Source organism: Agromyces sp. P2_B3 (assembly GCF_056404815.1).
Map to the genome: position 1 here is coordinate 39,094 of NZ_JBFUDH010000005.1, position 26,907 is coordinate 66,000.

General features: G+C 71.5%; 29 protein-coding genes. 6 read left to right on the forward strand and 23 right to left on the reverse strand.

Features of this window, described 5'->3' with window-relative positions; genetic code table 11:
* Positions 1-63 precede the first annotated feature (63 nt).
* Positions 64-1,074, reverse strand: a complete 1,011-nt coding sequence (locus tag AC1DZA_RS09820) for a helix-turn-helix transcriptional regulator (RefSeq protein ID WP_476772606.1) — start codon at positions 1,072-1,074, stop codon at positions 64-66.
* A 62-nt stretch (positions 1,075-1,136) separates the two neighbouring features.
* Between AC1DZA_RS09820 and AC1DZA_RS09825 the strand changes: the two genes are divergently transcribed.
* Positions 1,137-1,712, forward strand: a complete 576-nt coding sequence (locus AC1DZA_RS09825; RefSeq protein ID WP_476772607.1) for a GNAT family N-acetyltransferase — start codon at positions 1,137-1,139, stop codon at positions 1,710-1,712.
* Positions 1,713-1,763: 51 nt separating this feature from the next.
* Here AC1DZA_RS09825 and AC1DZA_RS09830 read toward each other — a convergent pair whose 3' ends face one another.
* The 4 genes from AC1DZA_RS09830 to AC1DZA_RS09845 all read right to left on the reverse strand — a co-directional run bounded on the left by AC1DZA_RS09830 (position 1,764) and on the right by AC1DZA_RS09845 (position 4,564).
* The gene (locus AC1DZA_RS09830) at positions 1,764-2,231 is read right to left on the reverse strand and encodes a DUF3237 domain-containing protein (RefSeq protein WP_476772608.1); all 468 of its coding nucleotides are present in this window, start codon (positions 2,229-2,231) and stop codon (positions 1,764-1,766) included.
* The gene (locus AC1DZA_RS09835; protein ID WP_476772609.1) at positions 2,228-2,713 is read right to left on the reverse strand and encodes a MarR family winged helix-turn-helix transcriptional regulator; all 486 of its coding nucleotides are present in this window, start codon (positions 2,711-2,713) and stop codon (positions 2,228-2,230) included. Before AC1DZA_RS09835 ends, AC1DZA_RS09830 begins: the two co-directional genes overlap by 4 nt.
* Entirely contained in the window at positions 2,710-3,972 is a 1,263-nt protein-coding gene (locus AC1DZA_RS09840; protein WP_476772610.1) for a flavin-dependent oxidoreductase, read from the reverse strand. The genes AC1DZA_RS09835 and AC1DZA_RS09840 overlap by 4 nt, the downstream gene beginning before the upstream one ends.
* Positions 3,973-4,057: 85 nt before the next feature.
* Positions 4,058-4,564, reverse strand: a complete 507-nt coding sequence (locus AC1DZA_RS09845) for an N-acetyltransferase family protein (RefSeq protein ID WP_476763160.1) — start codon at positions 4,562-4,564, stop codon at positions 4,058-4,060.
* 214 nt (positions 4,565-4,778) lie between these two features.
* Between AC1DZA_RS09845 and AC1DZA_RS09850 the strand changes: the two genes are divergently transcribed.
* Positions 4,779-6,101 (forward strand): MFS transporter, encoded by a 1,323-nt coding sequence (locus AC1DZA_RS09850; protein WP_476772611.1) that lies wholly within the window; start codon positions 4,779-4,781, stop codon positions 6,099-6,101.
* A gap of 103 nt (positions 6,102-6,204) precedes the next feature.
* Here the strand turns inward: AC1DZA_RS09850 and AC1DZA_RS09855 are convergent, their stop codons facing one another.
* Complete coding sequence (locus AC1DZA_RS09855; protein WP_476772612.1) at positions 6,205-6,693, reverse strand: GNAT family N-acetyltransferase; 489 nt, start codon at positions 6,691-6,693, stop codon at positions 6,205-6,207.
* Between the two features lie 106 nt (positions 6,694-6,799).
* Between AC1DZA_RS09855 and AC1DZA_RS09860 the strand changes: the two genes are divergently transcribed.
* Positions 6,800-7,750, forward strand: coding sequence for a prenyltransferase/squalene oxidase repeat-containing protein (locus AC1DZA_RS09860; protein ID WP_476772613.1), 951 nt, complete (start codon positions 6,800-6,802; stop codon positions 7,748-7,750).
* Positions 7,751-7,956: 206 nt separating this feature from the next.
* Here the strand turns inward: AC1DZA_RS09860 and AC1DZA_RS09865 are convergent, their stop codons facing one another.
* The gene (locus AC1DZA_RS09865; protein ID WP_476772614.1) at positions 7,957-8,955 is read right to left on the reverse strand and encodes an oxygenase MpaB family protein; all 999 of its coding nucleotides are present in this window, start codon (positions 8,953-8,955) and stop codon (positions 7,957-7,959) included.
* 78 nt (positions 8,956-9,033) lie between these two features.
* Between AC1DZA_RS09865 and AC1DZA_RS09870 the strand changes: the two genes are divergently transcribed.
* Positions 9,034-9,921 (forward strand): hypothetical protein, encoded by an 888-nt coding sequence (locus tag AC1DZA_RS09870; RefSeq protein ID WP_476772615.1) that lies wholly within the window; start codon positions 9,034-9,036, stop codon positions 9,919-9,921.
* 8 nt (positions 9,922-9,929) lie between these two features.
* Entirely contained in the window at positions 9,930-10,325 is a 396-nt protein-coding gene (locus AC1DZA_RS09875) for a CHY zinc finger protein (protein ID WP_476772616.1), read from the forward strand.
* A gap of 34 nt (positions 10,326-10,359) precedes the next feature.
* On the opposite strand, the gene AC1DZA_RS09880 is transcribed toward AC1DZA_RS09875, so the two are convergent.
* The 4 genes from AC1DZA_RS09880 to AC1DZA_RS09895 all read right to left on the reverse strand — a co-directional run bounded on the left by AC1DZA_RS09880 (position 10,360) and on the right by AC1DZA_RS09895 (position 12,640).
* Positions 10,360-10,845, reverse strand: coding sequence for a lysostaphin resistance A-like protein (locus AC1DZA_RS09880; protein WP_476772617.1), 486 nt, complete (start codon positions 10,843-10,845; stop codon positions 10,360-10,362).
* Positions 10,846-10,853: 8 nt separating this feature from the next.
* Complete coding sequence (locus tag AC1DZA_RS09885; protein WP_476772618.1) at positions 10,854-11,402, reverse strand: hypothetical protein; 549 nt, start codon at positions 11,400-11,402, stop codon at positions 10,854-10,856.
* 124 nt (positions 11,403-11,526) lie between these two features.
* On the reverse strand, positions 11,527-12,033 hold the full coding sequence (locus AC1DZA_RS09890) for a MarR family winged helix-turn-helix transcriptional regulator (RefSeq protein WP_476761286.1): 507 nt from the start codon (positions 12,031-12,033) through the stop codon (positions 11,527-11,529).
* Between the two features lie 37 nt (positions 12,034-12,070).
* Entirely contained in the window at positions 12,071-12,640 is a 570-nt protein-coding gene (locus AC1DZA_RS09895) for an NADPH-dependent FMN reductase (RefSeq protein ID WP_476761285.1), read from the reverse strand.
* Positions 12,641-12,799: 159 nt separating this feature from the next.
* On the opposite strand from AC1DZA_RS09895, the gene AC1DZA_RS09900 reads away from it, so the two are divergent.
* Positions 12,800-14,212, forward strand: a complete 1,413-nt coding sequence (locus tag AC1DZA_RS09900) for a carboxylesterase family protein (protein WP_476772619.1) — start codon at positions 12,800-12,802, stop codon at positions 14,210-14,212.
* Positions 14,213-14,258: 46 nt separating this feature from the next.
* On the opposite strand, the gene AC1DZA_RS09905 is transcribed toward AC1DZA_RS09900, so the two are convergent.
* From AC1DZA_RS09905 to AC1DZA_RS09960, 12 genes are all read right to left on the reverse strand, one after another.
* Positions 14,259-15,176, reverse strand: a complete 918-nt coding sequence (locus AC1DZA_RS09905; protein WP_476772620.1) for an aldo/keto reductase — start codon at positions 15,174-15,176, stop codon at positions 14,259-14,261.
* Positions 15,177-15,219: 43 nt separating this feature from the next.
* A complete protein-coding gene (locus AC1DZA_RS09910) occupies positions 15,220-16,461 on the reverse strand; it encodes an RNA polymerase sigma factor (RefSeq protein ID WP_476772730.1) in 1,242 nt (413 codons plus the stop codon).
* Entirely contained in the window at positions 16,458-16,793 is a 336-nt protein-coding gene (locus tag AC1DZA_RS09915) for a YciI family protein (protein WP_476772621.1), read from the reverse strand. Before AC1DZA_RS09915 ends, AC1DZA_RS09910 begins: the two co-directional genes overlap by 4 nt.
* 51 nt (positions 16,794-16,844) lie before the next feature.
* Positions 16,845-17,444 carry a dihydrofolate reductase family protein gene (locus AC1DZA_RS09920; RefSeq protein ID WP_476761281.1) on the reverse strand — a complete coding sequence of 200 codons (600 nt, stop codon included), beginning with the start codon at positions 17,442-17,444 and terminating at the stop codon, positions 16,845-16,847.
* 152 nt (positions 17,445-17,596) lie between these two features.
* On the reverse strand, positions 17,597-18,853 hold the full coding sequence (locus AC1DZA_RS09925; protein WP_476772622.1) for a four-carbon acid sugar kinase family protein: 1,257 nt from the start codon (positions 18,851-18,853) through the stop codon (positions 17,597-17,599).
* Between the two features lie 83 nt (positions 18,854-18,936).
* Positions 18,937-20,265 carry an MFS transporter gene (locus tag AC1DZA_RS09930; protein ID WP_476772623.1) on the reverse strand — a complete coding sequence of 443 codons (1,329 nt, stop codon included), beginning with the start codon at positions 20,263-20,265 and terminating at the stop codon, positions 18,937-18,939.
* A 66-nt stretch (positions 20,266-20,331) separates the two neighbouring features.
* A complete protein-coding gene (locus AC1DZA_RS09935; RefSeq protein WP_476772624.1) occupies positions 20,332-21,078 on the reverse strand; it encodes a FadR/GntR family transcriptional regulator in 747 nt (248 codons plus the stop codon).
* Positions 21,079-21,166: 88 nt separating this feature from the next.
* Positions 21,167-22,528, reverse strand: coding sequence for an NAD(P)H-dependent oxidoreductase (locus AC1DZA_RS09940; RefSeq protein WP_476772625.1), 1,362 nt, complete (start codon positions 22,526-22,528; stop codon positions 21,167-21,169).
* A 193-nt stretch (positions 22,529-22,721) separates the two neighbouring features.
* A complete protein-coding gene (locus tag AC1DZA_RS09945; RefSeq protein ID WP_476761276.1) occupies positions 22,722-23,516 on the reverse strand; it encodes an alpha/beta fold hydrolase in 795 nt (264 codons plus the stop codon).
* Between the two features lie 27 nt (positions 23,517-23,543).
* Positions 23,544-24,926: a class I SAM-dependent methyltransferase gene (locus tag AC1DZA_RS09950; protein WP_476772626.1), complete on the reverse strand. Its 1,383-nt coding sequence runs from the start codon at positions 24,924-24,926 to the stop codon at positions 23,544-23,546.
* Entirely contained in the window at positions 24,923-26,302 is a 1,380-nt protein-coding gene (locus AC1DZA_RS09955; protein WP_476772627.1) for an FAD-binding oxidoreductase, read from the reverse strand. Before AC1DZA_RS09955 ends, AC1DZA_RS09950 begins: the two co-directional genes overlap by 4 nt.
* A 9-nt stretch (positions 26,303-26,311) precedes the next feature.
* The gene (locus AC1DZA_RS09960; RefSeq protein WP_476761273.1) at positions 26,312-26,812 is read right to left on the reverse strand and encodes a bifunctional nuclease family protein; all 501 of its coding nucleotides are present in this window, start codon (positions 26,810-26,812) and stop codon (positions 26,312-26,314) included.
* Between the last annotated feature and the right edge of the window lie 95 nt (positions 26,813-26,907).

Below are 26,907 nucleotides of genomic sequence, written 5' to 3' on the forward strand. Positions count from 1 at the left end.
ATCGGCCAAAGACCGGAGGTGGCCACGGCACGAAACGTGACCGTTACACGAGCGGTCGGAATGTCAGAGCCAGCCCCGCCTCGCGGCTTCGACGCCCGCTTGGAACCGGTTGCCCGCACCGAGTTCCGCGAGCAGTTCCTGGCTGCGCCGACGAAGCGTGCGGGGCGACATCCCGAGCTGCCTGGCGATCGCGTCGTCCTTCATCCCGACCGCCATGAGCGTGAGGATCGACCGTTCCTCGAGCGAGGGACGCCGGCCGAGCTCCTCGACGATCGCGGGGTCGGATGCTCCGCCCGCGACTCGCTCCTTCGCCTCGGGCAACGGCATCGCACGAGACCAGTGGAACTCGAAGAGCTCTCGGAGGGCGTGCACGAGCGGCGGCGCGTGCGTGATGAGGGCGTCGACGCGTCCCGGCTCGAGGCTCAGCGACACGAGCGCGATCTCATCGTCGACGATCGCGAGCTTCACCGGAAGGTCGTCGGTGATGCGCGCCTGCTCGCCCTGCTCGGCGAGCCGTTCGACCTCGTCCCACGTCGTGGCCTCGTCGAAGCTCTCGATCGTGTAGACCGCGCGCCAGTCGACCCCGCGAGCGAGCACGGCTGCCTCGAACGGATCGAGCGATGCCGAGACGTACGGCGGCCGGTCGAACGAGAGGAACTCACGTCTCGCCTGATGCTGCAGCCTCGCGTACCAGCCGGCGACCGTGTCGGGATCGGTCAGGACCACCGCGTGGTGCGAGGCCGCATCGCCGGGTGCCGCCGCGTCGAAGTACTCGACGAGCATGGGGATGGCCTCGCGGATGCGGAGGGCCTGATCGCTGAGTCGATCGATGATCGCCCGCAAGGCGTACCGCGGATCGACGGCCGCGTACTCCGGCGGCTCGCCCTCGAGGCGCGACACGAGGCCGAGCTGCCGGAGGTTCTCGAGCCGCTCGAAGGCGGTCGACTCGTCGAGCTCGAACTGGCCGGCGATCGCGGCGACGCTCGCTCGCCCGGTCATGAGCACGTGCACGTAGAGTCGCTCGCTCGCGGCACTCATTCCGGCGAGGTCGAGGAACGGCAGGTCGTCGGCCACGTGGTCAGCGTACCGAGCGCATCCCCGGTGCCGTTGTCGGAGGCCGATGGCACGCTTACGGCATGGCGATCGAGGTGCGCCCGGCGACGGCGTTCGACGACGTGAAGACGATGGTGGGTCCGAAGCGGCCCGACGCCAACGTGTGCTGGTGCCTGAGCTACCGACTGACGTCCTCGAAGGAGAACCTGTCCCTGAGCGGCCCGGCGCGCGGCGAGCGCGTCCGCGAGCTGTGCCGACAGGATCCGCCGCCGGGGGTGCTCGCCTACGACGGCGACGACGTCGTGGGGTGGGCGGGCGTGCACCCGCGCGCCGACACGAGCTTCGCGCGCAATCGGAAGATCCCGCACGTCGACGACCTCGATGTGTGGACGGTCTGGTGCATCCGCGTGCGCCCGGGCCACCGAGGCAGCGGCATCTCGCATGCCCTGCTGGCGGGCGCGGTCGAGTTCGCCCGCGACCACGGTGCACCCGCCATCGAGGGCTACCCGCTCGACAATCGGGGCAAGAAGATCGACCTCACGATGGCGTACGCCGGCACGCAGGCGCTCTTCGAGCGGGCCGGGTTCACGAAGGCGTCCGACACCGAGTCGGTGCTCAACGGATTCCCCCGGGTGCTCATGCGGCTCGACCTGCGCTGAACGCGGCGCCTTCATGCGCTGGGTCGGTAGGCTCCGACCGATCCTCCGCGGTCAGGTCATCCGGTAGGCGTCGTACACGACCACCCCAGCGCCGCGAGCCGCCGCGGCCACGATGAGCGAGCGCTCCAGGTGCGCATGCGCGGTCGAGGACGTCTCCACGACCACGTGCAGGCGGAACGAGTACTCGGTGGCCGGCACCTCCTCACCACGGCCGAGGGCCGCCAGCACCTCGACGCTGCCGGTCCGGATGCCGTGGGTCCGCAGGTGCAGCAGCGCCCCGTCGGCAGTGCGAGCCGAGTACCGCGTGTCGATCTCGATCGTGCCGTCGGGGCGCACGACCTGCCAGTCGGCGCCGCCGGGCAGCACGTCCGCGTCGAGGCCGTCGAAGAGCCGACCGCCGAGGATCGGCACGACCCGGCGATGGCCCGCGCTCGTCGATCCATGGTCCTCGATGCCGGCGACCAGCACCTCGACCCGGAATATCCGCTCGAGTCCCGTCGGCGGCGGCTGCACGCTCACGACGGCCGCCCCGAGTCGCGGGCGTTCCGCGCGATCGCCTGCATCTCGTCGCGCAGCCGCTCGAGCGCGGGCAGTGCGGCGCCGAGCACGATGCGATCGTGGTCGGGGAGCGCGGCGATGGCCTCGGCGAGAAGGGCCGCGCTCGCCTGGTCGAAGCGGCCGAGCAGGCTCACCGCTCGCGCCGACGCCCGCACGGCGACGCGACGCCGATCGAGCGAGTCGGTCTCGCGCGTGATCAGTCCCGCAGTCTCCATCGTGCCCAGCAGGTTGCTGACGGTCGTTCGGCTCAGCGTCAGCTCCTCGGCGATCTCGGCGGGACTGCGCACGGTTCCGGCGGGAAGGGAGCGGAGCACCTCGACCTGGGCATCGGGGATGTCGGGCAGGTGCTCGGCCGTGCGGGCCGCACGCAGCAGGCTCCGGCGCAGCGGCGAGATGATCGCGCTGAGCCGGCGGACCTCGAATCGATCCGTCGGCGCGCTCACGGTCGCCCCGGCGGGGTGAGCGAGGCCCGTTCGTTGAGCTCTTCGGGGTGGAATCCGGCGGCGCGCTTGTAGGAGTCGGCGATCTCGCGCAGCTCCTGCTCGGGGATCACGTCGTGGATGTCGACGAACCCGCCCGGCGCGCGATCCCGGGCCAGCTGCATGACGCGCTCGGGCCCGAGCTGCCGGGTCAGGCCCGACAGGCGGGTCGTGGCCGGACGGCGATCCTCCTCGTACGCCCGGAGGGCATCCTCGACGTCCGGCACGGTCGCGACGTGGAAGGCCAGCGATCGTGCATCGAGGATCGCCTGCGATGCCCCGTTCGAGCCGTTCGGGTAGAGCGCGTGCGCGGCGTCGCCCAGCAGCGTGGTGCGACCGAACGTCCAGCGCGGAAGCGGGTCGCGGTCGACCATCGGGTACTCGAGGATCCGCTCCGCGGCGGCGATGACGCCCGGCACGTCGAGCCAGTCGAACCGCCAGTCGGCGAACAGCTCGACGATCGGCGCGGCGTCGACGGGATGGTTCCAGTCGGCCGTCTCGGACATGCCGTCGGGTGCGCGACGTTCGGCGATGAAGTTCACCCGGGTCTGGCCGCGCTCCGCGCCCGGGGCCACGAGCGGATAGGCGACGAACTTCTGCTCGCCGTCGCCGGCCATGACCATGGTGCGGCCGTCGAGGAAGGTCGGGGCGAGCGCCGTTCCGCGCCAGAGCACCAGCCGGTTCCACGGCGGCGTGCCCTCGTCGGGGTAGGCCTGCGCCCGCAGGGCCGAGTGGATGCCGTCGGCGCCCACCACCACGTCGGCCTGGAGCGCGAGCTCGGCGCCTGCGGCATCCGCGAACCGCACCGTGTCGGTGGAGTCGGCGTGCTCGACGCCCGTGGCTCGCCAGCCGAGCCGGATCGCGTCGGGTCCGAGGCGACGGCGCACCTCGTCGGCGAGGAGGAGCTGGAACTCGCCGCGATGCACCGCCAGTTGCGGCCAGTGGTAGCCGGCCGCGGTGCCGCGCGGCTCGCTCCAGATGAGCTGGCCGAGGCGATTGACGTACGTCAGCCGGCTGGGCGCCACGCCGATCGCGGCCACGGCGTCGCCGAGCCCGAGTTCGGTCAGCTCCCGCACCGCATGCGGGAGGAGGTTGATGCCGACGCCCAGCGGGCGGAGCTCCTGTGCGCGCTCGACCACGACGACGTCGGGGATTCCCGCGCGTTCGAGGCTCAGGGCGGTCGCGAGACCGCCGATTCCCGCACCGACGATGACGACCTTCACACGGCCTCCTTGCTCATGTGGATGTAATTTTGAAGCAAACATATCGCTCGGTCAAGGGCGAGATCGCACACGCGGCCGGCGCGGGTCAGAGGAACAGCTTGAGGCCCACGTGCGACGCGGCGAAGCCGAGCCGATCGTAGAACCGGTGGGCGTCCTCGCGGCGCGAGTCCGAGGTGAGCTGCACCAGCGCGGCACCCCGTGCGCGGGCGTCCTCGATCGCCCACCGCATCATGGCGCTTCCGAGCCCGTGGCCACGCACGGATTCCGCGACCCGCACCGCCTCGACCTGCATCCTGGTCGCACCGCCGCGCGCGAGCCCCGGGATGAGCGTGAGCTGCATCGTGCCGACGACCTCGCCCGCGGCATCCTCGACCGTGACGAGCGTCTGCGCCGGATCGCCGTCGATCGCATCGAACGCGGCCTCGTAGGCGCCCCGCCGCTCGGGCGACGTGCTGTCGTCGTTCGCCCGCAGCGCGTCGGCCGCGAGGAGCCCGATCAGGGCGGGGAGGTCGTCGCGGCGCGCACGTCGGACCGTGAACGGCGCGCCGGCGGCGTCGAGCATGACGGGAGTGGTGAGGGTGGCAGCGGGCATGCCCTCCAACCTGCCACAACCGCCGCGTCGCCGACGATCCCTCCGCGACCGCTCATCGCATGATCCGGGCCGCTCGCCGCAGGGGGCTTCCCCAGGTCGACATCCATGCGCTACCGTCGAGAACCCGACCGAACGATCGGTCAGGAACTACAGCGCTCCCACCCCTTGCGCTCCCTCCCCTACTGAGACCCCACGCCAGAACAACGGAGTTCGCATGACGTCAACCGTCCCCGAAGAAGCCCAGCGCACCGGCCGCACGCCGGCCGAGGAGCGCAAGGTCCTCGCCGGCACGCTGGTCGGCACCTCGATCGAGTGGTACGACTTCTTCATCTACGCGCAGGCAGCGGGCCTCGTGCTCGCCCCGCTCTTCCTCGCCCCCGTCGCCGAGACGAGCCCGGGCCTCGCCCAGGTGCTCGCCTTCGCGACGATCGGCATCTCGTTCCTCTTCCGGCCGCTCGGCGCGATCGTCGCCGGTTACCTCGGCGACCGGCTCGGCCGCAAGAAGATGCTCGTCTTCACCCTCGTGCTGATGGGCCTCTCGACCGCCCTGATCGGCCTCCTGCCGACGTATGCCGCGATCGGCATCGCCGCCCCGATCCTGCTGATCCTGCTCCGCATCCTGCAGGGATTCTCCGCGGGCGGCGAGTGGGGTGGCGCCGCGCTCATGGCGGTCGAGCACGCCCCGACCGCGCGCCGCGGCTACTTCGGCGCGTTCCCGCAGATCGGCGTGCCCGTCGGCATGATCCTCGCCACGTCGACCCTGTTCGTGATCACGTCGCTGCTCACGCCCGAGCAATTCACCACGTGGGGCTGGCGCATCCCGTTCCTGCTGTCGATCGTCCTGATCGCCGTCGGCTACGTCATCCGCCGCGCGGTCGAGGAGAGCCCGATCTTCCAGGACCTGCAGCGCCGCAAGAAGGAGTCCGCGACGCCGCTGCGCCAGCTGTTCCGCCACAACACGAAGTCCGTCATCCTCACCGCCGTCATCTTCATCGGCAACAACGCCGCGGGCTACCTGCTGATCGCGTTCTTCGCCACCTACGCGGTCACGGTGCTCGGCATGGACCGACCGACCGTGCTCCTCGCGACCACGCTCGCGTCGTTCGGCTGGCTGGTCTTCACCCTGTGGGGCGGCCATGTCTCCGACCGGCTCGGGCGCGTGCGCACCTTCCAGATCGGCTATGCGTTCCTCGCACTGTGGGCGGTGCCCATGTGGTTCCTCATCGACACCGGCGACATCGTCTGGTACTTCGTCGCGCTGTTCGTGATGACGTTCGGCCTCGGCCTCTCGTACGGACCGCAGGCGTCGCTCTACGCCGAGATGTTCCCAGCGAACGTCCGCTACTCGGGCGTCTCGATCGGCTACGCGCTCGGCGCGATCCTCGGCGGCGCGTTCGCTCCGATGATCGCCGAGGCGCTCATGAGTTCGACGGGCCAGTCGTGGACGATCGGCGTGTACATCGCCCTCGCCGCCCTGATCTCGCTCGTCGGCGTCTCCCTCGTGAAGGAGCCGAAGGGCATCGACCTGCACGCGTAGGTCGCGGTCGCCCGGCGGGGTCCACGCGATGAAGGGGGCGGATGCCGCATCCGCCCCCTTCACGTGCGCCCGCACGCCGGCCGGCGAGCGGTGCGATCAGAGGTCAGGTCGCGCGCGCGTCACGGCGATACCGGATGCCGCCGTCGCCGTGCCGCTCCACCGAGAACCCGCCCTTCTCCAGCACGCGCTGCGACGCACGATTGTCGTCCGTCGTCTCGGCGACGACCGCCGAGGCGCCGTGCCGGAGGGCCAGGCCGACGGCCGCCCGAAGCGCCTCGGTCGCGTAGCCCCGTCCGCGAGCCGCCGGCACGAGTCCGTAGCCGAGCTCGGCGACGCCGTCGTCGGGGACGCCGAGGAAGCCGATGCCGCCGACCGCGAGGCCGTCGGCACGACGACGGATCAGGTACAGCCTGAACACCGGGTCGAGGAGCGCGGGGTCCGCGTTCGCGATCGCCGGCAGTACGTCGAGCTCGTCGGCGAGCGGATACTCGGGATGCCAGTCGTCGCCCGGCGCAGCCACGCCGGCGACGATCCGCGCGGCCTCCGCGGGGGTGATCGGGTGCAGCACGAGCCGAGGGGTCACGAGGTCCATCGCCGCCAGTCTGACAGAGGACAGCGGCGGCCAGGTGGCGGCGGGGTGCCCATGCTGCCCACGTCAACGGGTGGCCGCTGTCGGCGGCATCCGGGACCATGGGGCCATGGATGTCACCGACTGGCTGCTCGACGCCGACCCCTCCATCCGCTGGCAGGTCATGCGCGACCTGCTCGACGAACCGGCCGACCAGGTCGCCGCCGAGCGGGCACGCGTGGCTCGCGAAGGCTGGGGCCGGGCGCTGCTCGACCTGCAGGACGAGCGCGGCTACTGGGGCGGCGACGAATACGGCGAAGACGGCGACCGCCGAGGCACGCACTGGACCCTCTTCAACCTGCTGCGGCTCGGCGCACCGGCCGACGACCCCGCGGTGCGCTCGGCGATCGAGCGGGTTCGTGACGGCGTGGTGTGGAAGTACCACGACGGCCTGCCCTACTTCCACGGCGAGGTCGAGGAGTGCGTGAACGGCGGCGTGCTCGCCCTCGCGGCCTATTTCGGCGAGCTGGGGGCCGGCAGCGACCGCATCGTGGCGCGGCTGCTCGAGGAGCAGCTCGACGACGGCGGCTGGAACTGCGATCGCGCCGAGGGCTCGGTGCGCTCCTCGTTCGACTCCACCATCTGCGTGCTCGAAGGCCTGCTCGGCTATCAGCGCGCCGTGGCCGACCCGCCACCGGCCATCGCCGAGGCCCGGCGCCGCGGCGAGGAGTACCTGCTCGAGCGGAGCCTGTTCCGCCGGCGGTCCACCGGCGAGGTCGTGAAGCAGCGCTACCTCAACTTCGCGTTTCCGCCCTACTGGACCTACGACGTGCTGCGCGCGCTCGACTACTTCCGCGACGCCGGCGGCCGCCCCGACGCCCGCCTCGGCGAGGCGATCGACGTGGTGCGCGCGCAACGCCGCGACGACGGGCGCTGGCCGGCGGGCCGGCCGTGGCGGGGCGAGGTGTTCTTCGCGCTCGACGCACCCGAGGGCGACCCCAGCCGGTGGAACACACTCAGGGCGCGGCGCGTGCTGCGCTGGGTCGAGGGCGACGCCTCGCCGGGCGCTGCGGCGGGCTAGGCGGGAAGGCCCTCGAGTTCGCCCATCGCGGTCGCGAACTCGCCGCCGAACGGGTCGTCGTCGACGAATTCCAGCTCATTGCGATCCATGATGTGTACCCCGATCCGCACCTTCGGCATGACTCGATTTGTTCGAGACGCCACGTTATGCCTGAAGGCAGGCGACCGCCAGCCCCCCGAACCGGGGGAAAGCGTCGCTCGCGGCGGTCACGACGCGGTTCGGCCCTCGAGCCGCGCGAGGCGGGCCCTGGCGTTCTGCTCGCTCGGCGACATCCGGCCCAGCACTCGCGTGCCCACGGCGAGGAACACCCGCGTCAACGTGATCGCCGGCCACCACGGCCGGCGCAGCCCGAGCAGCTCGCGGTAGCGCGGGTCGAGTGAGGCGACGGCCCCGCCGAAGAGGATCGGGTAGAGCCGCCCGGTGAGCCCGGGCAGGCCCGGCCGGCGGATGAATCGCACCGCCGCGGCAACCCGCTCGTCGGGTTTCGCGTCGGCGAGGAACGCCGTGAGCTCGGCGTGCAGCTGCGCCACGCTCGTGGGCGGGTCGGTCACGCCCATGAGCCGGCCGGCCTGCGCCCACTCGCGCACGTAGGCGTCGAGCCCGCCGGGCACCGGCCGACCCCAGATGCGGTGCGCGCCGATGAACGCCTCGGTGAAGGCGTCATGCACCCAGCGCAGCAGGTCCTCGTCGTTGGCCGAGTACTCGCGCTCCACCCCTCGAGCGTCGACGTACGTGCCGGTCACGCGCTCGTGCAGCCTGCTCACCCGAGCGGATGCCGCGGTCGCCGCACGCCGGTCGCCGAAGGTCGTCATGGCGACCCACCGCACGGTGCCGTCGAGTCGTCCGAGCGGGTCCTCGCCGTAGCGCGAGTGGTCGTGGACGCCGGCCATCGCCCCCGGATGCAGGGTCTGCAGCAGCAGGGCGCGGATGCCGGCGACGAGGGTCGGCAGGGCCCCGTTCACGGCCCAGACGGCGCTGCCCGGCCCGAAGAACCCGGCGTCGTCGCCCTCAGCGAGTGAGCGGGTCCACGCCGGCCCCTCCGCGCGGCGCCGTCGCACCAGCTTCCAGCGCGGCGCGCCCGGCCGGTGGTCGGCCGCGTTCGGTGGGACGACGGTGTCCGCGGCACGGGACCCGCCGATCGCGCCGATCACGCCGGCCGCCCGCTCGGCGCCCGGCGAGCGCGACGTGTCCGCCCCATGGTCCATGATCGACGGTAACCCGCCCGGACTCCGACGATCCTGCGGATCTGCCGCGAAACCCCCGGGGCGAGCCATCATGGAGCGATGAGCGAGCCACCGCGACGAACCCGCCGCGAATCCCCCAGCGATCGCCGCGGCGAGCTGTTGGCCGCCGCGCGCGACGAGGCGGCCGGACGCCGACCCGCCGACCTGCTGCACCAGTGGTCGACGGATGCCACGGTCGGCCCGAGCCCCGTCGACCTCCGCACGACCGTGGCCTACGACACGCTGGCGCTCGACGCTGCCCGCGACTACGAGGCGCTGCTGCTCTCGCCGGTGGCCCCGCTCGGCGCGGCATCCGTCGTCGCGCCGACCTCCCAGGACCGCACGCTCTCGACCATCCGCGCATCCGAGGTGGTGTCCGACCCCACGAACGTGCTGGCGCTCGAGGCCGCGCACCGGCTCCGGGCCGATCCGCGGGCGCACGTGCGGCTCTGCGCGTCGCACCAGGTCCTCCGCATGCAGCCCGTCGCCGGCGGCGCGGGCCGCACGCGCCACTTCCGCCTGTTCGTGCTCGCCGACGCCGGCGGCGGGCTCGCCGACGACGGCTTCGAGGTCGCCGCCGTCGCCGCGCAGCTCGGCGTCCACCGCCGCATGCTCGACGCCGCGGCATCCGCCCACGGCCTCGACTGGGAGCATCCGCTCGCCATCGTGCGCACCGACGGAACCCACCCGGCGCTCGGCGAGCGCGTCGCCGCCGCGATCGCCGCGTCGCAGCCCGACGTCGAGGTGCGCGCTGAGACACTGGCGTCGACCTACTACCAAGGGCTTCGCCTCGGCTTCGGCGTGCACGACCGGACCGGTGCCTTCCGCGAGGTGGTCGACCTCGGCGTCTTCGACTGGGTGGCGCAGCTCACCAGCAACCGCCGCCACCGCTACGTCGCGAGCGCGATCGGCATCCAGCTGCTGCCGCTGCTGTTCGGCGGGAGATGATGGATGGCGTGCCCCAGCCCGAACGCCACCACGCCGACGACGCTCGCGGCCGCGCTGGCGCCGCAGCTCGCGCACGTCCGGCCGTGCTCGGTCACGTGGTCGATGACATGACCCGCTGCGTGCACTACCGCACCGAGGTCGACATCGTGGCGATCCGGTTCGCGTGCTGCGGCACGTACTACCCGTGCCACCGCTGCCACGAGGAGACCGCCGACCACGAGGCGACGCAGTGGCCGATCGACAAGCGCGACCGCGAGGCGGTGCTGTGCGGCGCCTGCGGCACCGAGCTCACGATCGACGCCTACCTCGGCACGACCGAGTGCCCGAGCTGCCACGCGCCGTTCAACGAGCGCTGCCGGCTGCACACCCACCTGTACTTCGAGACGGAACCGCTCGAGCGCTGATCGAGAGGGCCGACGCTGAGGGATGCCGCCAGCCTCAGCCGAGCCGAGCGTCCACCCGATCCGCGCGGAACTGCCCGGCCAGCACGAGTGCGGCGATCACGACCGCGAAGACGCCGCACGCGATGAGCCCGACGGGACCCGCCAGCCACGCCGGCGGGATCGGCGAGCCGGCGGCGACGAACAGCGCCGCCAGACCCGCCGAAGCGTTGAACGCGCCGTGCCCGAAGACCGCCGGCCACACCGATCCGGTGCGCAGTCGCGTCCACCCGAGGAGGACGCCGAACAGCATGCCCGCGAGGATCATGAGCAGCACGCCCCACGCATCGGTCAGGCCGTAGTTGTAGCCGAGCAGGATGAGCGGGGTGTGCCAGAACCCCCAGAAGGCGCCCGAGAGCAGCAGCGCCGGCCGCACGCCGAGCGGTCGCAGCGCGGGCAGCAGCCAGCCGCGCCAGCCCACTTCCTCGCCGAACGCGAGCGGCGCGTTGAGCACCGCGCCGAGCGGGATCATGACCAGCTGCATCGCGACGATCACGCCGACCGGCGGCAACGGGGAACCGGCCGGCAGGGTCGCCTCGAGCTGCTCGGCGAAGCCCGAGAACCCGACGAGGTCGAACTGCGCGAACCCCGCAGACCCACCACGGCCAGACCCGCAGCAACGAGGAGCGGCATCACGAGGATCGTCACCACGGTGAAGGCGACGGTGCGACCGACCGGCCGCAGCGGCCACATGCCGAGCTCGCGCAGGATGCCGCGGGCGCCCCGCCTGCCGCGCCGGCGGCGCTCGACGCGCAGCGCCGCGACCGTGCCAGCCGCGGGCGTCAACATCATGGCCGCCGCGATCAGGGGCAGCAGCGGGTCGGCCATGCCCTCGCCCCGGAGCCAGAGCGGCAGCGCGACGAGCCAGGCCAGCCCGCACGCGGTGACCGCGAAGACGATGACCGCCACCCAGTCCACGCGCGAGGGAAGGTCGTCGGGCTCCGCGCTCGGACGCGTCGCGATCGGCGCCGGCGTCGGGGCCGGCACGAGGTGCGCCTCGGGGTCGGGTCGGATCGCGGTGTCGTGGGTGTCATCGGTCACGAGCAGCACGCTACCGAGCCGACGACCCGGTGGGATCCGCCGCACGACGGAGGTCGATCCTCCATGCGGTGGGAACCTGTGGCAGCATCGGCCCGCGCCCCGCAGCATCCCGCGAGCGCGCCCGTCAACCGCCGTCGCGCACGAGGCGGCGCAGCAGCCCGGCGAGTGTCGCCTGCTCGTCACGACTCAGGCCGCGCAGCGCCTCGCCCTCGCGACCGGCGAGCTCGCGCATGGCCTCGTCGACGTGGGTGGCACCGTCATCGGTGAGGCGCACGAGCACGCTCCGGGCGTCATTGGGGTTGGGGCGGCGCTCGACGAGCCCGCGCCGGGTGAGGTTGTCGAGCCGGTTCGTCATGGCCGCGCTGCCGATCATCGTCGCGGCGATGAGCTGGCGGGGGCTGAGCTCGTGTGGCGGCTCCTCGCGCCGCAGCGCGGCGAGCACGTCGAACTCCCATGCCGCGAGCCCGGCCGCGCTGAACGCGTCGGCGCGCAGGTGCGCCAGCCGGTTGGCCGCCCGTCGCAGTCGTGACATGACGTCGAGCGGCGTGAGATCGACCCCGGGAAGCCGGCGCGACCACGCGTCGATGATCAGGTCGACGTCGTCGTCGCGATCGCTCGGCGTGGGGGCCATACCTTCGAACGTACCTCGATCGCGAGCCGGGCCGGCCCTATTGCCGCGGCAGCACGGTCAGCACGCGCTGGATGTGCTCGCGGAACTCCGCCATGAATCCCGTCAGGAACTCCTCCGTGCCGGCGTTGCGGATCTCGCCGTCGTCGCCGAAGGTCTCGGGCGAGTACTGGATGTACGCCTCGGGCGCCGTCATCTGGCGGGCGTTGCAGAAGCTCAGCACCGCACGCAGGCTCTGCTGCGCGAGCGCCGTGCCGATCGACCCGACCGACGCCCCGACCACCGCGGCCGGGATGTGGTCGAACGAGTTCTGGCCCCATGGCCGCGATGCCCAGTCGATCGCGTTCTTCAGTGCGCCCGGGATCGACCGGTTGTACTCCGGCGTCACGAAGAGCACCGCGTCGGATGCCGCGATCGCCTCCTTGAGCGCCAGGGCCTGCGGCGGGTAGTCGTGGTCGTAGTCCTGGCTGTACAGCGGCAGGTTCCCGATCGGGATCTCGGTGAAGGCGAGGTCGTCGGGTGCGACCCGGATCAACGCCTTCGAGAGGATCCGATTGACGGACGTCGACGACAGGCTGCCGACGAAATAGCCGACCTGGTATGCGGGCATGATGCACTCCTCACTCGAGCGCCTCACGCTACGCTCGCGATCTCCGCGGCACGAGGGGTTGCGGAGTCCCCACCCGGGCGTCGAGGCTCGGTGCGGGTGCCGGGTACCGAGTTTCGGGTGTCGGCACCCGAACCTACGATGGACCGCGGAGGCAGACCCATGAGCGAGCAGGCCCTGAACGCGCATCCCGTCGGTGACGGCGCCGACGGCATGCGCCCGGGCGAGCACTCGTGGCCCGGCGACCTCACCACCGTCGACACTCGCCTCGGCGTGTTCGCGGCCGTCGACGACGGCGAGGTCACCCGCATCCGCAACATCCGCTACGCCGTCGCCGAGCGCTTCGCGCCGCCGGTGCCGGTCGAGCCCGACCCGCGCGAGGCATCCGCCCGACAGTACCAGCGGCTCGGGTGCCCGCAGCCGCCCGCCTCGAGCGACGGCCTCTTCGGCGGCACGATGCGCGGCGTCGAGTTCGACGAGGACTGCCTGCGGCTCTCGATCACGCGCCCGGCCGACTGGGCCGGCGAGGCCCTGCCCGTCATGGTGTGGGTGCACGGAGGCTCCTACGTCTCGGGCGCGGGCGACGTCGGCGGCTACGATCCCGCCGCGCTCGTGCGCGAGCAGCGCGTCGTCGTGGTCACGATCACGTACCGGCTCGGCGTGCTGGGCTTCCTCGGCGGCGGCGAGCCGGGCGGGCGGCCGGCCAACCTCGGCCTGCTCGACCTCGTCGAAGCCCTGCGCTGGGTTCGTTCACGCATCGACGCGTTCGGCGGCGACCCGGGGCGGGTGACGGTCTTCGGCCAGTCGGCGGGCGCCGATGCGATCGCGCACCTGCTCGTGGCATCCGGAGCCGAGGGCCTCGTGAACCGGGCGATCGTGCAGAGCGCGCCGTTCGGCATCCGGCAGCGACGGCGTCGCCTGCAGGAGCGGATGCGGCGGGCGGCGGGTCCGCTGGCGCCGGATGCCGCGCTCGACGAGCTCTTCGCCGCACAGGACCGGGCGGCGCGCGCGGCGGCGGGGTTCGGACTGCGCTCGGGCATGCCGTTCAGCCCCCAGTACGGGCACGCGCCGCTGCCGCTGGAGCGCGCGGTGGCAGCCGGCTGGCGGTCACGAGCCCCCGAGCTCGAGGTGCTCGTGACCTCGACCACCGAGGAGGCCGCGTTCTTCCTGGAGCTCGCGCCGAAGCTGAAGTCGCTCACGTCGAGGCGGGTGATCGGGCCGCCGATCCGGTTCGCGCTCGTGCGCGTCGTGACGAGCGCCGTGTACACGCGGGGTGCCCGGCGCTTCGCGCGGCTGCTCGCCCGCGGTGGTGGCCGGGTGCAGGTCGCCCGATTCGACGGGCGGCCCGAGGGCAGTCGCATCGGCTCGGCCCACGCCATCGAGCTCGCGCTGCTGTTCCCCAATGCGGTCGCGTGGGCGCCGGCGAGGCTGCTCGCGCCGCACGGCGCCGAGTCGCTCGTCGAGGCGGGCGCACCGCTGCGTGCCGCGTGGGGCGAGTTCGCTCGCACGGGGCGCATCGTCGAGCGGCACGTGCGACTCGGTCGAGGCTGGCGCGGCGGACTGAAGGTGCGCTGACCTCGGCGAGGGTGCGCTGACCCACGAGGGTGCGCCGACCCGACGATCAGCTGCCTGCGGTCAGCTCGGCCACCTCGGCCCACAGTTCGTCGGGAATCACGGCCTCGCGATTGGCGACGAGCTCGCGCACCCGGTCGGGATGCGAGACCCCGACGAGGGTCGACGTGATTCGCGCGTCGCGTGTCGAGAACTGCAGGGCGACGGCGGCCAGGTCGACCCCGTACGAGTCGCAGAGCGCCCGGAGCCGGTCGGTGCGCGCCATGATCTCGGGGTCGGGCTCGCGGTACTGGTACCGGGGCTTCTGCTCGAGCGGCTTGGCGAGCAGGCCGCTGGCATAGGGGGCGGCGTTGAGATAGGTCATGCCCAGCTCGACCACCTTGGTGATGAGCGGGCTCGCCGACTGGTCGAGCAGCGTGAACCGGTTGTGGTTGAGCAGCACGTCGAAGACACCCAGGTCGACGTACTGTTCCATCGCCTCGAGGTCACCGCCGGCGACGCCGATAACGGCGACCAGCCCTTCCTCCTTGAGCTGGCGCATGCCCTCGAGCGCGCCGCCCGGGGCCGTGATCTCCTCGAACGCGAACCGCTCGGGGTCGTGCAGGTGGAACAGGTCGAATCGCTCCACGCCGAGCCGCTCGCAGCTCTCCTCGAACGACCGGCGCACGCGCGCGGCCGAGAAGTCCCGGCCGTCGGGGTCGGCCTTGGTGGCCAGCACGAACCCGTCGGGAAGTCCGCCGGCCCGCTCGATCGCGACGCCGATGCGCCGCTCGCTCTCCCCCTTGCCGTACTCGTTCGACGTGTCGAGGAAGTTGATCGGGGTGTTGAAGACGGCCTCGACCGTGGCGATCGCGCGATCCTCGTCGACCCCGTAGCCGTACGTCTGCGGCATGCCGCCGAGGGGACTCGTGCCGACGCAGAGATCGGACACGATGATGCCGGTCGTGCCGACGGGGTTGAACTCCATGGTTCCTCCTGGCGAGAAGTCCTCGAGCAGTGCTGGGTCCTCCTCATTCTCGACCGGACGACCCCAGTTCGTCGCGTCGGCGTGACAGGTGGGCCCGTTCGGCAGTGTTGCCGGCGAGCGCGATCGCCCGGTCGTAGGCGGGGCGCGCCTCCGCTCGACGCCCGAGCCGGCGCAGGAGCTCCGCACGGGTGGCGTGGAATGCGTGATAGCCGTCGAGCGCGTCTCCCACCCGGTCGACGGCCCTCAGCGCGGCATCCGGCCCCTCGAGCTCGCCGACCGCGATCGCGCGGTTGAGGGCGACGATCGGCGAGGCATCGAGTCGCTGCAGCTGGTCGTACAGGGCGACGACCTGCGACCAGTCGGTGTCGCGGGCGTCCCGCGCGTCGGTGTGCACCGCGTTGATCGCCGCCAGCAGCTGGTAGCGACCGGGAGCCGCGCCCGAGTCCAGGCGCTCGCGCACCAGCCGGTGCCCCTCCTCGATCAGCGCGCCATCCCACAGCCGGCGGTCCTGCTCCGCGAGCGGCACGAGCTCGCCTGCGGCAGAGAGGCGAGCCGGGCGGCGTGCCTCGGTGAGCAGCATCAGCGCCAGCAGTCCGGCCACCTCGCCGTCGTCGGGAAGCAGTTCGCGGATCAGCCGGGTCAGCCGGATCGCCTCGGCCGTCAGGTCGGAACGCACCGGGTCGGTGTCGGAACCAGTGGCGAGGTACCCCTCGTTGAAGACGAGGAAGAGCACGGCGAGCACGCCGGTGATGCGCGCCGGCAGATCCCGCGCCGACGGCACCCGATAGGGGATGCCGGCGGCGGCGATCTTGGCCTTGGCGCGGGTGAGACGCTGCGCCATGGTGCGCTCCTGCACGAGGAAGCCCTCGGCGATCTGCGGCACGGTGAGTCCGCCGACCAGGCGGAGGGTCAGCGCGATCCGTGCCTCCATCGCCAGGGCGGGGTGGCAGCACGTGAAGATCAGCCTGAGCCGGTCGTCGTTGATGACGCCGAGCGGCTCGGGCGGGTCGTGGTCGGTCAGCATCAGTGCCTCCCGGTGCTTGTCGGCGCGCTTGTGCTCGCGCCGGATGCGGTCGATCGCCTTGCGATTGGCGGTCGTGGTGAGCCACGCGCCGGGGTTGGGCGGCACGCCGTCGGCCGGCCACCGCTCGACGGCCGTCGCGAACGCCTCGGCCGCCGACTCCTCGGCGAGGTCGAGGTCGCCGAAGCGCTTGGCGAGTGAGGCGACCACCCGGGCCCACTCCTCGCGGTGCGCCCGGGTGATCGCCGTTCGGGCGTCGATCAGTCCTCCGGGCCCAGCAGCGGCCGCACCTCGAGCCGCCGGTTGCACGCCTTGGACCCGTCGGCCATGAGTGAGAGCGCGACGTCGAGGTCGGGCGCCTCGATGATCCAGAGGCCCGCCATGTGCTCCTTGGACTCGATGAAGGGTCCGTCCGTGAAGACGGGCTCCTCGCCTCGGCCGTCGATGACCGTCGCGGTACTCGGGTCGGCGAGGCCGGCCGCGAACACCCAGTGGCCGCCGGCCCTGAGCCGGTCGTTGAACGCGTCGATCGCGACCGCCTCCTCGGGCGTGCCCGAGTTGGTCCGGTGGTCGATCACGGAAACCAGGTACTGCATCTCACACCTCCGAGTGCGGTTCAGGTGCCATTGTGCGACGGATGCCGCGTGCTACGCGTACTGCGGACGCCCGGCGGGTCGGTACGTCTGCACCGTGATGCCCGTCGGGAAGGTGCGCGACTCGAGGAGCTCGAGGGCGAAGTCCTTGCCCGAGTCGGGGAACAGGCGCGTGCCGGCACCCACGATGACCGGGCAGACGATCAGCGTCATCTCGTCGACGAGCTCGTGCTCGAGCAGCCAGCGGATCAGCCGGCCGCTGCCGTGCACCTGCAGTTCGCCGCCCGGCTGGGCCTTGAGGTCCCGGATGGCGGCCTCGAGGTCGCCCGAGAGCACGGTCGAGTCCGCCCAGCCCGGGTCGGTGATCGTGTTCGAGGCGACGTACTTGGGGCGGGTGTTCAGCGCGCCCGAGAACGGGTTCTCGCTCGCGTCGCGAACGCCCCAGTACCCGGCGAAGAGCTCGAAGGTGCGCCGGCCGAACAGGAACGCGTCGGCGCGCTGGTAGAAGTCTGCGATGTAGCCGACCGATTCCTCATCGCCGACGGGGATCGCCCACCCACCCCGCTCGAATCCCGGGTCGAGGTCGGGGTTGTTCCCGCCGTTCGCCTGCATGACGCCGTCGACGGTGATCTGGGTGTTGGTGACGAGCTTCATGATCGTGGTCCCTCTCTCGAGCCGCCCCTGCGGCGACCTCTCACCCCTGCTACGAACGGGAGGGGCCGGATGCGACAGCGCCGCCCCGACATTCTCGTGAGGATATCGGCGAGCGTATCGACGTGGCGGCGGGAGCGCCGATCGGGTCCGACTCAGGCGGCGCGCAGCCCCAGCGAGTCGAGCACGCGCACGAGGGTGTCGGGAGCACCGACATTGCCGGGGACGACGACATAGAGCAGCTCCCGGCCGTCGTGGGTATTGAGCCGCCAGACCGACACGCCGGGGAGCACCTGCCCCACCACCACGGCCGACGTCGCGCCGATGCCGACGCGGGCCACCTCGGCCGACGTGATGCCGCCTTTCGACACGACGACCTCCACCTCGGGAAGCAGCGCACGCACTGCGGTGGTAAGGGCGGCCATCACCTTCTCACCGTGTGCGAGCGTGTTGTGCGTGGCCGACCGATCGCGCTCGCTCGTCACGATGGCGAGTGGATGCACGGCGAGGTGTGCCCTGGCAGCCTCGGCTGCCGTCCACCCCGCGGACGCCGGCTCGGCGAGGGCGGCGTCCGTGTCGATGACGGCGGGAGCGCCCCACGACGCGACGAGCGGCGCGAGCTGGGCGGTCGCGCCCGCCGTGTGCGAGCCGCACACGACCAGCACGGGGCCAGGTTCCGGGATCAGGGGCGGCTCGAGCAGTGAACGGCTCGCGACGCCGGCGAGTTCGGCCGCGAGCGGTGCCGCGCAGCGCACGACCACGTCGACTCCCGCCGTCGTCATCGCCTCCACGGCGCGGGCGATGGCGGCGATATCATCGGCGTCGACCGCGTCGGGCACGATGACGGTGCCGGCCGGCGCGTTCGCGATCGTGTCGGCGAGTGACGCGCCGTCACCGCGAACGGCGGACAGCGGGACCGACACGCCCGTGCGGCCCGACTTCTCGGCGACGTAGTCGACGAGCACGCCCGTGGAGAACCCGAACACCGGGTCATCCGCGTATTCGCTCTCTTGGGCGGGCACGTCGACACCGTCGACGCGCACGAGATGCACGCCGTCGCGGGTCGTGCGCCCGCCGTCGGGAAAGGCCGGCACGAAGAGCATGACCGCGCCGTCGTCGAGGAAGACCTCGGTCTCCGCGAAGACGTGGCCCCGGAGGGTCGAGTCGCCGCGGAGGACGAAGCGCACCTCGTCGCCGAGGCGCCGGGCGGCCTCCTCCCCGTCGGCGCGGATGCCTCGCACCAGCGCCACGGCGGTCGGCTCGTCGAGCGCGCGGCTGTTGGTCTGCACGTACACGCTGTCGGCCTTCCGCAGGGCGTCGGTCAGCAGGTCGGCGTCGCTCTCGAGGAGCACGGTGACGCCCGTGGCCGACTGCGTGCCGGTGGGGTCGTCGTCCAGGACGATGGTCTTCATGGTGATTCCTTGGTCGGGAGCGAGGAGGCGCAGCGAATGCCCGTGGAGGACGGGCCGGCGCGTGGGCCGGCCCGTCCGGGGCTTCACGCCTTGGCGATGATCTCGTCGACCCGGGCGCGGTCCTTCGGGCCCCAGGTCTCGCGGGTGACCAGCGTGCCGATGAGGCCGAGCAGGCCGCAGCCGAGGTAGACCCAGGCCACACCGCCCCAACCGAGGGGCACGGCGACCGCGGTCGCGATGAGCGGGATGAACCCCGAGATCGCCGCCGAGAACTGGTAGCCGATCGACGCGCCCGAGGAGCGGATGTTGGTGCTGAACAGCTCGGAGAACCAGGCGCCCTGCGTGCCCGCGAGCGAGTCGTGGATGATCGACATGGCGATGATGTACACGAACACGATCAGGTACGGCAGGCCGGTGTTGACGAGCAGGAACATCGGGAACGCGAACGCGATGAGCAGGATGGTGCCGAAGAGGTACATCGGTCGCCGCCCGACCCGGTCGCTCAGCGCGCCGAACAGGATGGTCGTGAAGAGCCCGATCGCGGCGGCGGTGACGAGGCCGGTGAGGGCGGTCGCCCGGTCGGTGATGGGGTCATCACCCGTCGTGAGGTACGACAGCATGTAGGTGACGATCACGTAGAACCCGCCCGACTCCGCGAGGCGCAGGGCGATGACCCGCAGGATCGTGCGCCAGTCGTTCTTGAAGACCTCCTTGAGGGGGTTCTTCACGACAAGGCCAGCGGTCTTCGTGTCGATGAACTCGGGCGACTCCGACACCTTGGCGCGGATGATGAGGCCGGCGATGATGAGCACCGACGACAGCAGGAACGGCAGCCGCCACGCGAGCTCGTTGTCGAAGTTCGTCGACCAGAGGAAGACGAGGTTGGCGAGGAGGAGGCCCAGCGGCACGCCGGCCTGCGGGATCGCCGTGTACTTGCCTCGCTTCTTCCATGGCGCGTGCTCGAACGTCATGAGGATCGCGCCGCCCCACTCCGCACCGAAGGCGATGCCCTGGATGACGCGGATGAGCACGAGGAGGATGGGAGCGAGCAACCCCACCTGCTCATAGGTCGGCAGGATGCCGATGAGCACGGTGGAGATGCCCATCAGGAGGAGCGCGCCGACGAGCACCGGCTTGCGGCCGATGCGGTCGCCGAGGTAGCCGCCGATGACGCCGCCGAGGGGGCGCATCGCGAAGCCGATGCCGAAGGTGGCGAAGCCGAGCAGGACTCCCACCACCGGATCCTCCGCGTGGAAGAACACGGTGTTGAAGTACAGCGCGGCGGCCGTGCCGTACGCCAGGAAGTCGTAGTTCTCGATGGTGGTGCCGACCGCACTGCCGATGGCGGTGCGGAGCTTGTCGGGTGAGCCGTTCTTGGCTCGGACCTGGGGGTCGATGGTCATGGTCGTCATGATCGGTTCATATCTCCCTTGATACTGGGCCGGTCGTGGCCCGTTCCCTCGGGAGTGAACCGTGGACTAGGTCCGGGCGGCGTTCCCGTGGTGAGCGTTGATCTTGTAGAAGTCGGTGATGTGCTGCTGCACGTGTTCGGCAGCGGCCGGCCCATCGCCGGCCACGATCGCCTGGAGGATCTCGCGGTGTTCTCGGCGGACGGTCTTGGCGGTCTCGCGCCAGTCCTCGAGCTCGGCGTACATCTGCACCATCTGCCGATGGATCGCCGTACGCAGCGAGCCCATGAGGTGGGCGGTCAGGGCGTTCCCCGTCGATTCCGCGATCCGCATGTGGAAGGCGGCATCCAGCCGGTTGAACTCGGAGGAGTCGATCCCGGGGTCGTCCATCCGGTCGAGGATCGCGGCGAGGTCGCCGTGGTCGTCGTCATCTGAACGGTAGGCGGCCTCCTCCACGCTCCACGCCTCGAGGGCGAGTCGGGTCTCCAGCACGTCGTTCCAGCTGAACTGCGCCAGTGCGATCTGGAGCTTGAGGAGGTTGACCATCCCGTCGCCGGGCGTCGAGAGGAGCACCGCTCCCCCATCCGGCCCACCGCCGCGACGGATCTCGACGACGCCCAGCGCCTCGAGCACCCGGAGCGATTCGCGCAGCGACGGCCGGGACACCCCGAGCGAGACGGCGAGTTCCCGTTCGCTGGGCAGGTGATCGCCCGCCTTCAGGCGCCCGTCGAGGATGCGCTCCTCGATCTGCGCCATCACCTGCTCGTACGTGCGGATGCGTTGGACCGGCTCCCAGCCCTCGCCGTTCGTCGCCATGATCGAACCCCTCCGGTCGCCGAAGTCCACGTCGAGTGGATGTCAGTGTCTCCATCGTAGTTTCCATGGTCGGACGGTCTGACCGGGCTCAGGCGGCGACGGCGTGTTCGGCGCGGAACTCGGTCTCGAGCTGCCGCCGGATCTGCACGGCGAACTGGGACTCGTCGAGCGTCACGTCGTCCCACGAGACCGTCTGGTCCTTCGGGACGTCGCGGATGAGCTTCGCCCCGTGTGCGAGGCCGAGGGGCAGCGCGTTGCGGTCGAGCGAGATGTGCGCGGGGGCCAGCTTGCCGAAGACGGTGTAGCCGCCCTCGCCGTCGAGCGTGTCGCCGGCGCGGAGGTCCTTCTTCGCGGTCGTGACGACGTCGCCGCGGAACCCGGTGGGCGCGCCCGTGGCCTCGCGGCGGAGCACCGCCGAGGCGATCGAGACGCCGAGCTCGAGCCCGATCATGTGGTACGGACGGTAGAGCGAGCCGTAGCGCCCGGTCTCGTCGGTGTGCACGCCGTACTCCTTGAAGCACTGCACGGCGTAGTCGGTGGTCGCCTCGAAGGTGACGTAGACGCCCCAGCGGAGGTTGTCGGGAACCTCGCGCCCGTCGCGGTACATGCTCGAGGCGATCTCGACCGTGCCGCGTCGGGTCAGGCTGCCGCCGGCGAACCGGTTCTCGCGGAACACGGTGGGCAGGTCGTCCTTGCTCGCCGCGGGGAAGAGCAGGCCCTCGTCCTGCGGGATGAGGCCGGTGCCATTGGCGACCGCGGCCATCTCGATCGCCGACTTGGTGCCGTCGAGGAACGAGTTGAACATCTTCGGGTTGTAGTCGCCGCTCGCGAGCTGCTCCGGCGTGAAGCCGTAGTAGTTCCACACGGTGTCGGGCGTGGAGTAGTTGTACTCGGGCAGGTACTTGGTGCCCTTGCCGGCGGCGACGACGTCGAAGCCGACCGTGCGGCACCAGTCGACGAGCTCGCAGATGAGCGCGGGCTGGTCGCCGTAGGCCATCGCGTAGATGACCCCGGCCGCCTGGGCGCGGCGCTGCAGGATCGGCCCGACCATGCAGTCGGCCTCGACGTTGACCATGATCACGTGCTTGCCGTGGTCGATCGCGGTGACGGCGTGGTAGGTGCCGACGAGCGGGTTGCCCGTGATCTCGAGGATCACCTCGACGGCCGGGTGCGTGATGAGCGCGGTCGAGTCGTCGATCACCGCGGTACCGCCGGTACGCGCGGCCTCGTCGAGTGAGGCCGCCGCGTACCGCTCGGCCGGCCACCCGGTGCGCTCCAGGGCGTCCTTCGCCTTGGGCACGTTGATATCGGCGACGCCGACGACGTGCAGGTTGTCGCTGCCGACGGCCTGCGTCAGGAACATCGAGGCGAACTTGCCGGCGCCGATGACGCCGACGCGGATGGGCCCCGCTTCGGCGGTGCGTTGCTGCATGAGCGTGAAGAGATTCACGGACCACTCCTTTGTAGATCTCCCGGACGATGGATGCCGGGCCTGAAACCTGTTGGATGAATGGTCAGACCATCATCGCGATGAAACGAGTGTATGAATGGTCTGACCATCTGTCAAGTACGAGATCTCCGGCGGGCGGGCGCGCCGAACGTCGGGTCCGCCCGATCAGAAGACCGGGACGACGCGATCCGGCTCAGCCCGCGAGGAACTCCACCGCGGCCTGGCGGAACACCCGCGACCCCGGCGCGTTGAAGTGGTGACGGCCGGGCAGCTCGACGAACGTGCCGTTCGGCGTGGCATCCGCCAGTCGCTTCGACCGCTCGAGGATCGCGTCCTCGCTGCCGGTCGCGAAGAGGATCGGCTGCTGCGGCGGATCAGCCGGGTCGGGGTCGGCGTCGCCGAGTCGCATGCCCTCGGCGAGCGCGATGAGCGCGCGCAGGTCGTTGTGCGGCACCCGCTCGGCGAGCGTCACGTAGTTCTGGGTCACCTGGTCTTCGACGGGGGTGCCGTGCTCGGCATACGCGCGCGCCTGCTCGATCTGCAGCCGCGCGAGGGGGCGCCCGTCGGGGATGCCGCCGAGCACCGCGCGCTCGACATGCTCGGGCACGTTCACCGCGAGCTGCCAGCCCACGCGCGCACCGAGCGAGTACCCCGCGTATCGCACGGTGTCGAGCAGGTAGGTGTCGAGCACGGTGACGAGGTCGTCGACGAACGCGTCCATGCTGTAGTCGGATGCCTCGTGCGGCTTGTCGCTCGCGCCGTGGCCGCGCTGGTCGACGCCGAGCACGCGGAAGCCCGCGCGCAGCAGGTCGCGCACCCACCCCGTGCTCACCCAGTTGTCGCGGCAGCTCGACGCGAACCCGTGCACGCAGAGCACCGTCGGCGCGTCCTCGTCGCCCCACGAGTACGTGGCGATGCGGCGGCCGTCGCCCGCCATCACGAACTGCGGCGACGGCATCTCGGTCAGGGCTGGCAGCGCGGCATCCATGTCAGCCATTCTCCCGGTGACCGGTCGTCAGGGCGTCCACCACGGCCGCAACGGCAGGTCCTCGTCGCCACCCCGCTCGTCGGGCCGCACCGCGAGCACCTGGTGCAGCTGGATGCCGCCCGACTCGAACGCGAGCCGCGACCCGGCCATGTAGAGCCCCCACACCTTCGCGGTGGGCAGGCCCACCTCGGCGACGGCCTCGTCCCAGTGGGCGACGAGGTTGGCGCACCAGTCGCGCAGGGTCAGCGCGTAGTGGGGGCGCAGGTTCTCCTCGTGCAGCACCTCGAACCCGACGTCCTGCGCCTCGGTGATGATGCGGCCCGACCCGGTGAGCTCGCCGTCGGGGAACACGTAGCGGTCGATGAACCCCCGCGTCGATGGGCGTGACGTGTTGTCGGGGCGGGTGATGCAGTGGTTGAGCAACAGGCCGCCGGGGCGCAGCCGCGACTGCAGGAAGCGGAAGTACGACGCGTAGTTGCGCACGCCGATGTGCTCGAGCAGCCCGATCGACGACACAGCGTCGAAGCCGCCCTCGGCCAGGTCGCGGTAGTCGCCGAAGCGCACCTCGGCCAGGTCGGCGAGGCCCTCCTCGGCGATGGCGCGCTGCGCCCACGAGGTCTGCTCCTCCGAGAGGGTCACGCCGAGGGCCCGCACCCCGCGGCGGGCGGCGTAGCGCACCATGCCGCCCCAGCCGCAGCCGACGTCGAGCAGCCGGTCGCCGGGCTTCAGCCGCAGCTTCTCGAACACGAGGCGGTACTTGTTCTCCTGCGCCTCGTCGAGCGTGGCGTCGGCGTTCGGATAGCAGGCGCACGTGTAGGTCATCGTCGGCCCGAGCACCCACTCATAGAACGTGTTCGAGACGTCGTAGTGGTGGTGGATCGCCTCCGCGTCGCGCGACTTGCTGTGCCGGAGGCCTTCGGCGACGCGGCGCCAGCGCGGCGGCACCTCCTGGGGCGGCGGCGCGATCGGGCGCAGGTGCTCCACCCCGACCGAGCGGAAGACCTGCGCCATGACGCGCGGCGACGGCATCCGGAACACGAGCTCGTCCGCGAGGGCCTTGAGCAGCTCGTAGGGATCGCCGGGATGCACCCCGTGGATCTCGAGGTCGCCCGCGATGTAGGCGCGGGCGAGGCCGAGGTCGCCGCGCGCGGTGGCGAGGTACGTGGTGCCTCGCGGCGTCTTCAGCTCGATCCCGAACGGGGCGTCGGCCGGTCCGGCCGAGCTGCCGTCGTAGGCGGTGAAGTGCAGCGGCAGGCGACCGCCGGCGAAGATCTCGAGGATCTCGGCGAGGGTCAGCTTGTGCGCGGTATCGGGGTGGCTCGCGGCATCCGGCCCGCCCGCGGCATCCGGATGGCTCGTCGACCCGGAGGTCTCCGTCGTGTCGGGCCGCTGGCCCTTGATCGTGGTCATCGTCGTTGCACCGCCTTCGCATAAAGGTCGAGGAGCCGTGAATCGGGGTCGTAGCGCGCCTTCGCCGCGCGGTAGTCGTCGCCGCCGTAGCGCGCGTCGAACTCGTCGCGCGCGTAGAACGCGTCGGAGTACAGCGACTTGTGGCCGTCGAGCTCGCTGACCTCGGCTTCGATCCGCCGGTTGGTCTCGCCCTCGGTCGCACCGACCGGAACGGTCGACCAGAAGCCGACGTTCACCCACGTGCGGCCTGGCTCGATCGGGTACACGGGCCACGCGGCGTCGTCGCGGAGGCGCAGGGGGCACAGCCAGACCGGCTCGATGGGCACGTTCGCGAGGAACCAGTCGAGGAACTCGGCGGTGCGTTCGATCGGGATCTCGACGTCCTGGATGACGCGCTCCCGTGGAGGCCGCCCCTTCAGCCGCTCGAGGCGATCGCCGATGTCGAAGCGCCGCTCGAGCCGCATGAGCCGTGCGTACGACCGGCTGCGCCGGTAGCGCCGGGGCCAGAACCGGCGCACGAGCGGATGCTGCGCACCGAATGCCGCCGAGCACCAGAACCAGTCGGTGTCCCACCGCCACAGGTAGTCGTGCACGGTGAGGTGGTCGTGCGCGGCGCCCTCCTCGTGCCTGATGGACCGGTAGTAGATGCGCTGGCCCGTGTAGTCGCTGACGGGTCCGGATGCCGCGGTCTGCGTGCCGAGGCACAGGTACGCCTCGTCCGCGCTGAACACGACGCCGTCGAGGAAGTCGACACGTTCCCCGTCGTGCCGGCCGGTCGCGACGATGGCGTCCATCGCGGCCACGAGCTCGCGGAGGTCGTGGAACCGCACGTGCGTGAGCGCGACGAACGGCAGCACCGGCTCGAGCTCGATGCGCAGGCGCACCGCATAGCCCAGCGTCCCGTACGAGTTGGGGAACGCGCGGAACAGGTCGGCGTGCTCGTTCGGCGAGGCCGTGACCACCTCGCCGGCGCCCGTGAGGATGTCCATCTCGAGCACGGACTCGTGCGGCAGCCCGTTGCGGAACGACGTCGACTCGATGCCGAGTCCCGTCACGGCGCCGCCCAGGGTGATGGTCTTCAGCTGCGGCACGACGAGCGGGGCGAGTCCGTGGGGAAGGGTCGCCGCGACCAGGTCCTCGTAGGTGCACATGCCGGCCACGTCGGCCGTGCGGGCCTCGGGGTCGACGGCGATGACGTGCGTCAGCCCCGACGTGTCGAGGCCGGGGGCATCCGTCGCCGATCGCGACCGGAACAGGTTCGACGTGGGCTTCGCGAGACGCACCGCGGATGTCTCGGGCACGGCCCGATAGCTCTCGACCAGGCGCTCGACGCCGTGGGCGTGAGCGGTTCGTGCGTCGGTCGCGGGCGCGGACACGACCCCACGCTATCCCTGGAAGTCCTCTGGGTCGACGTCATCGAGGAACCGCTTGAACTCGTCGAGCTTCTCCTCCTCGTCGTCCTGGTCGAAGTCGACCATCTCGGCGGGGATGCCGGCCTCGTCGAGCACCTCGTCGGCCACCCAGATCGGCGCGTGCACCCGCACGGCGAGCGCGATGGCGTCGGACGGGCGCGAGTCGAGCACCTGCGAGCCGGTCGGCGTCGTCAGGCTCAGCTCGGCGTAGAACGTGCCGTCGTCGATGCGGGTCACGTCGACCCGGTCGATACGGGCGCCGAGCGTGCCGAACAGGGTGGTGATGAGGTCGTGCGACAGCGGACGGGGCGCCTGCTCGCCCTGCACGGCGATGAGAATCGAGGTGGCCTCCTGCGCACCGACCCAGATCGGCAGCACCCGGCCCTCCCCCGGCTCCTCGAGCAGCGGCTTCAGCAGCACGATGTGCTGCCGTGCGGCATCCAGCGCGACACCGAGCACGCGAACCTGGACCATGGCCCCTCCCGTCTGGCGATCGGGTGTGGTCCTGCCATCGTACGTCGCAGCGGCGCGACGCAGCCCAACCTCGCGGCGGGGCTGCGTCGCGCGTA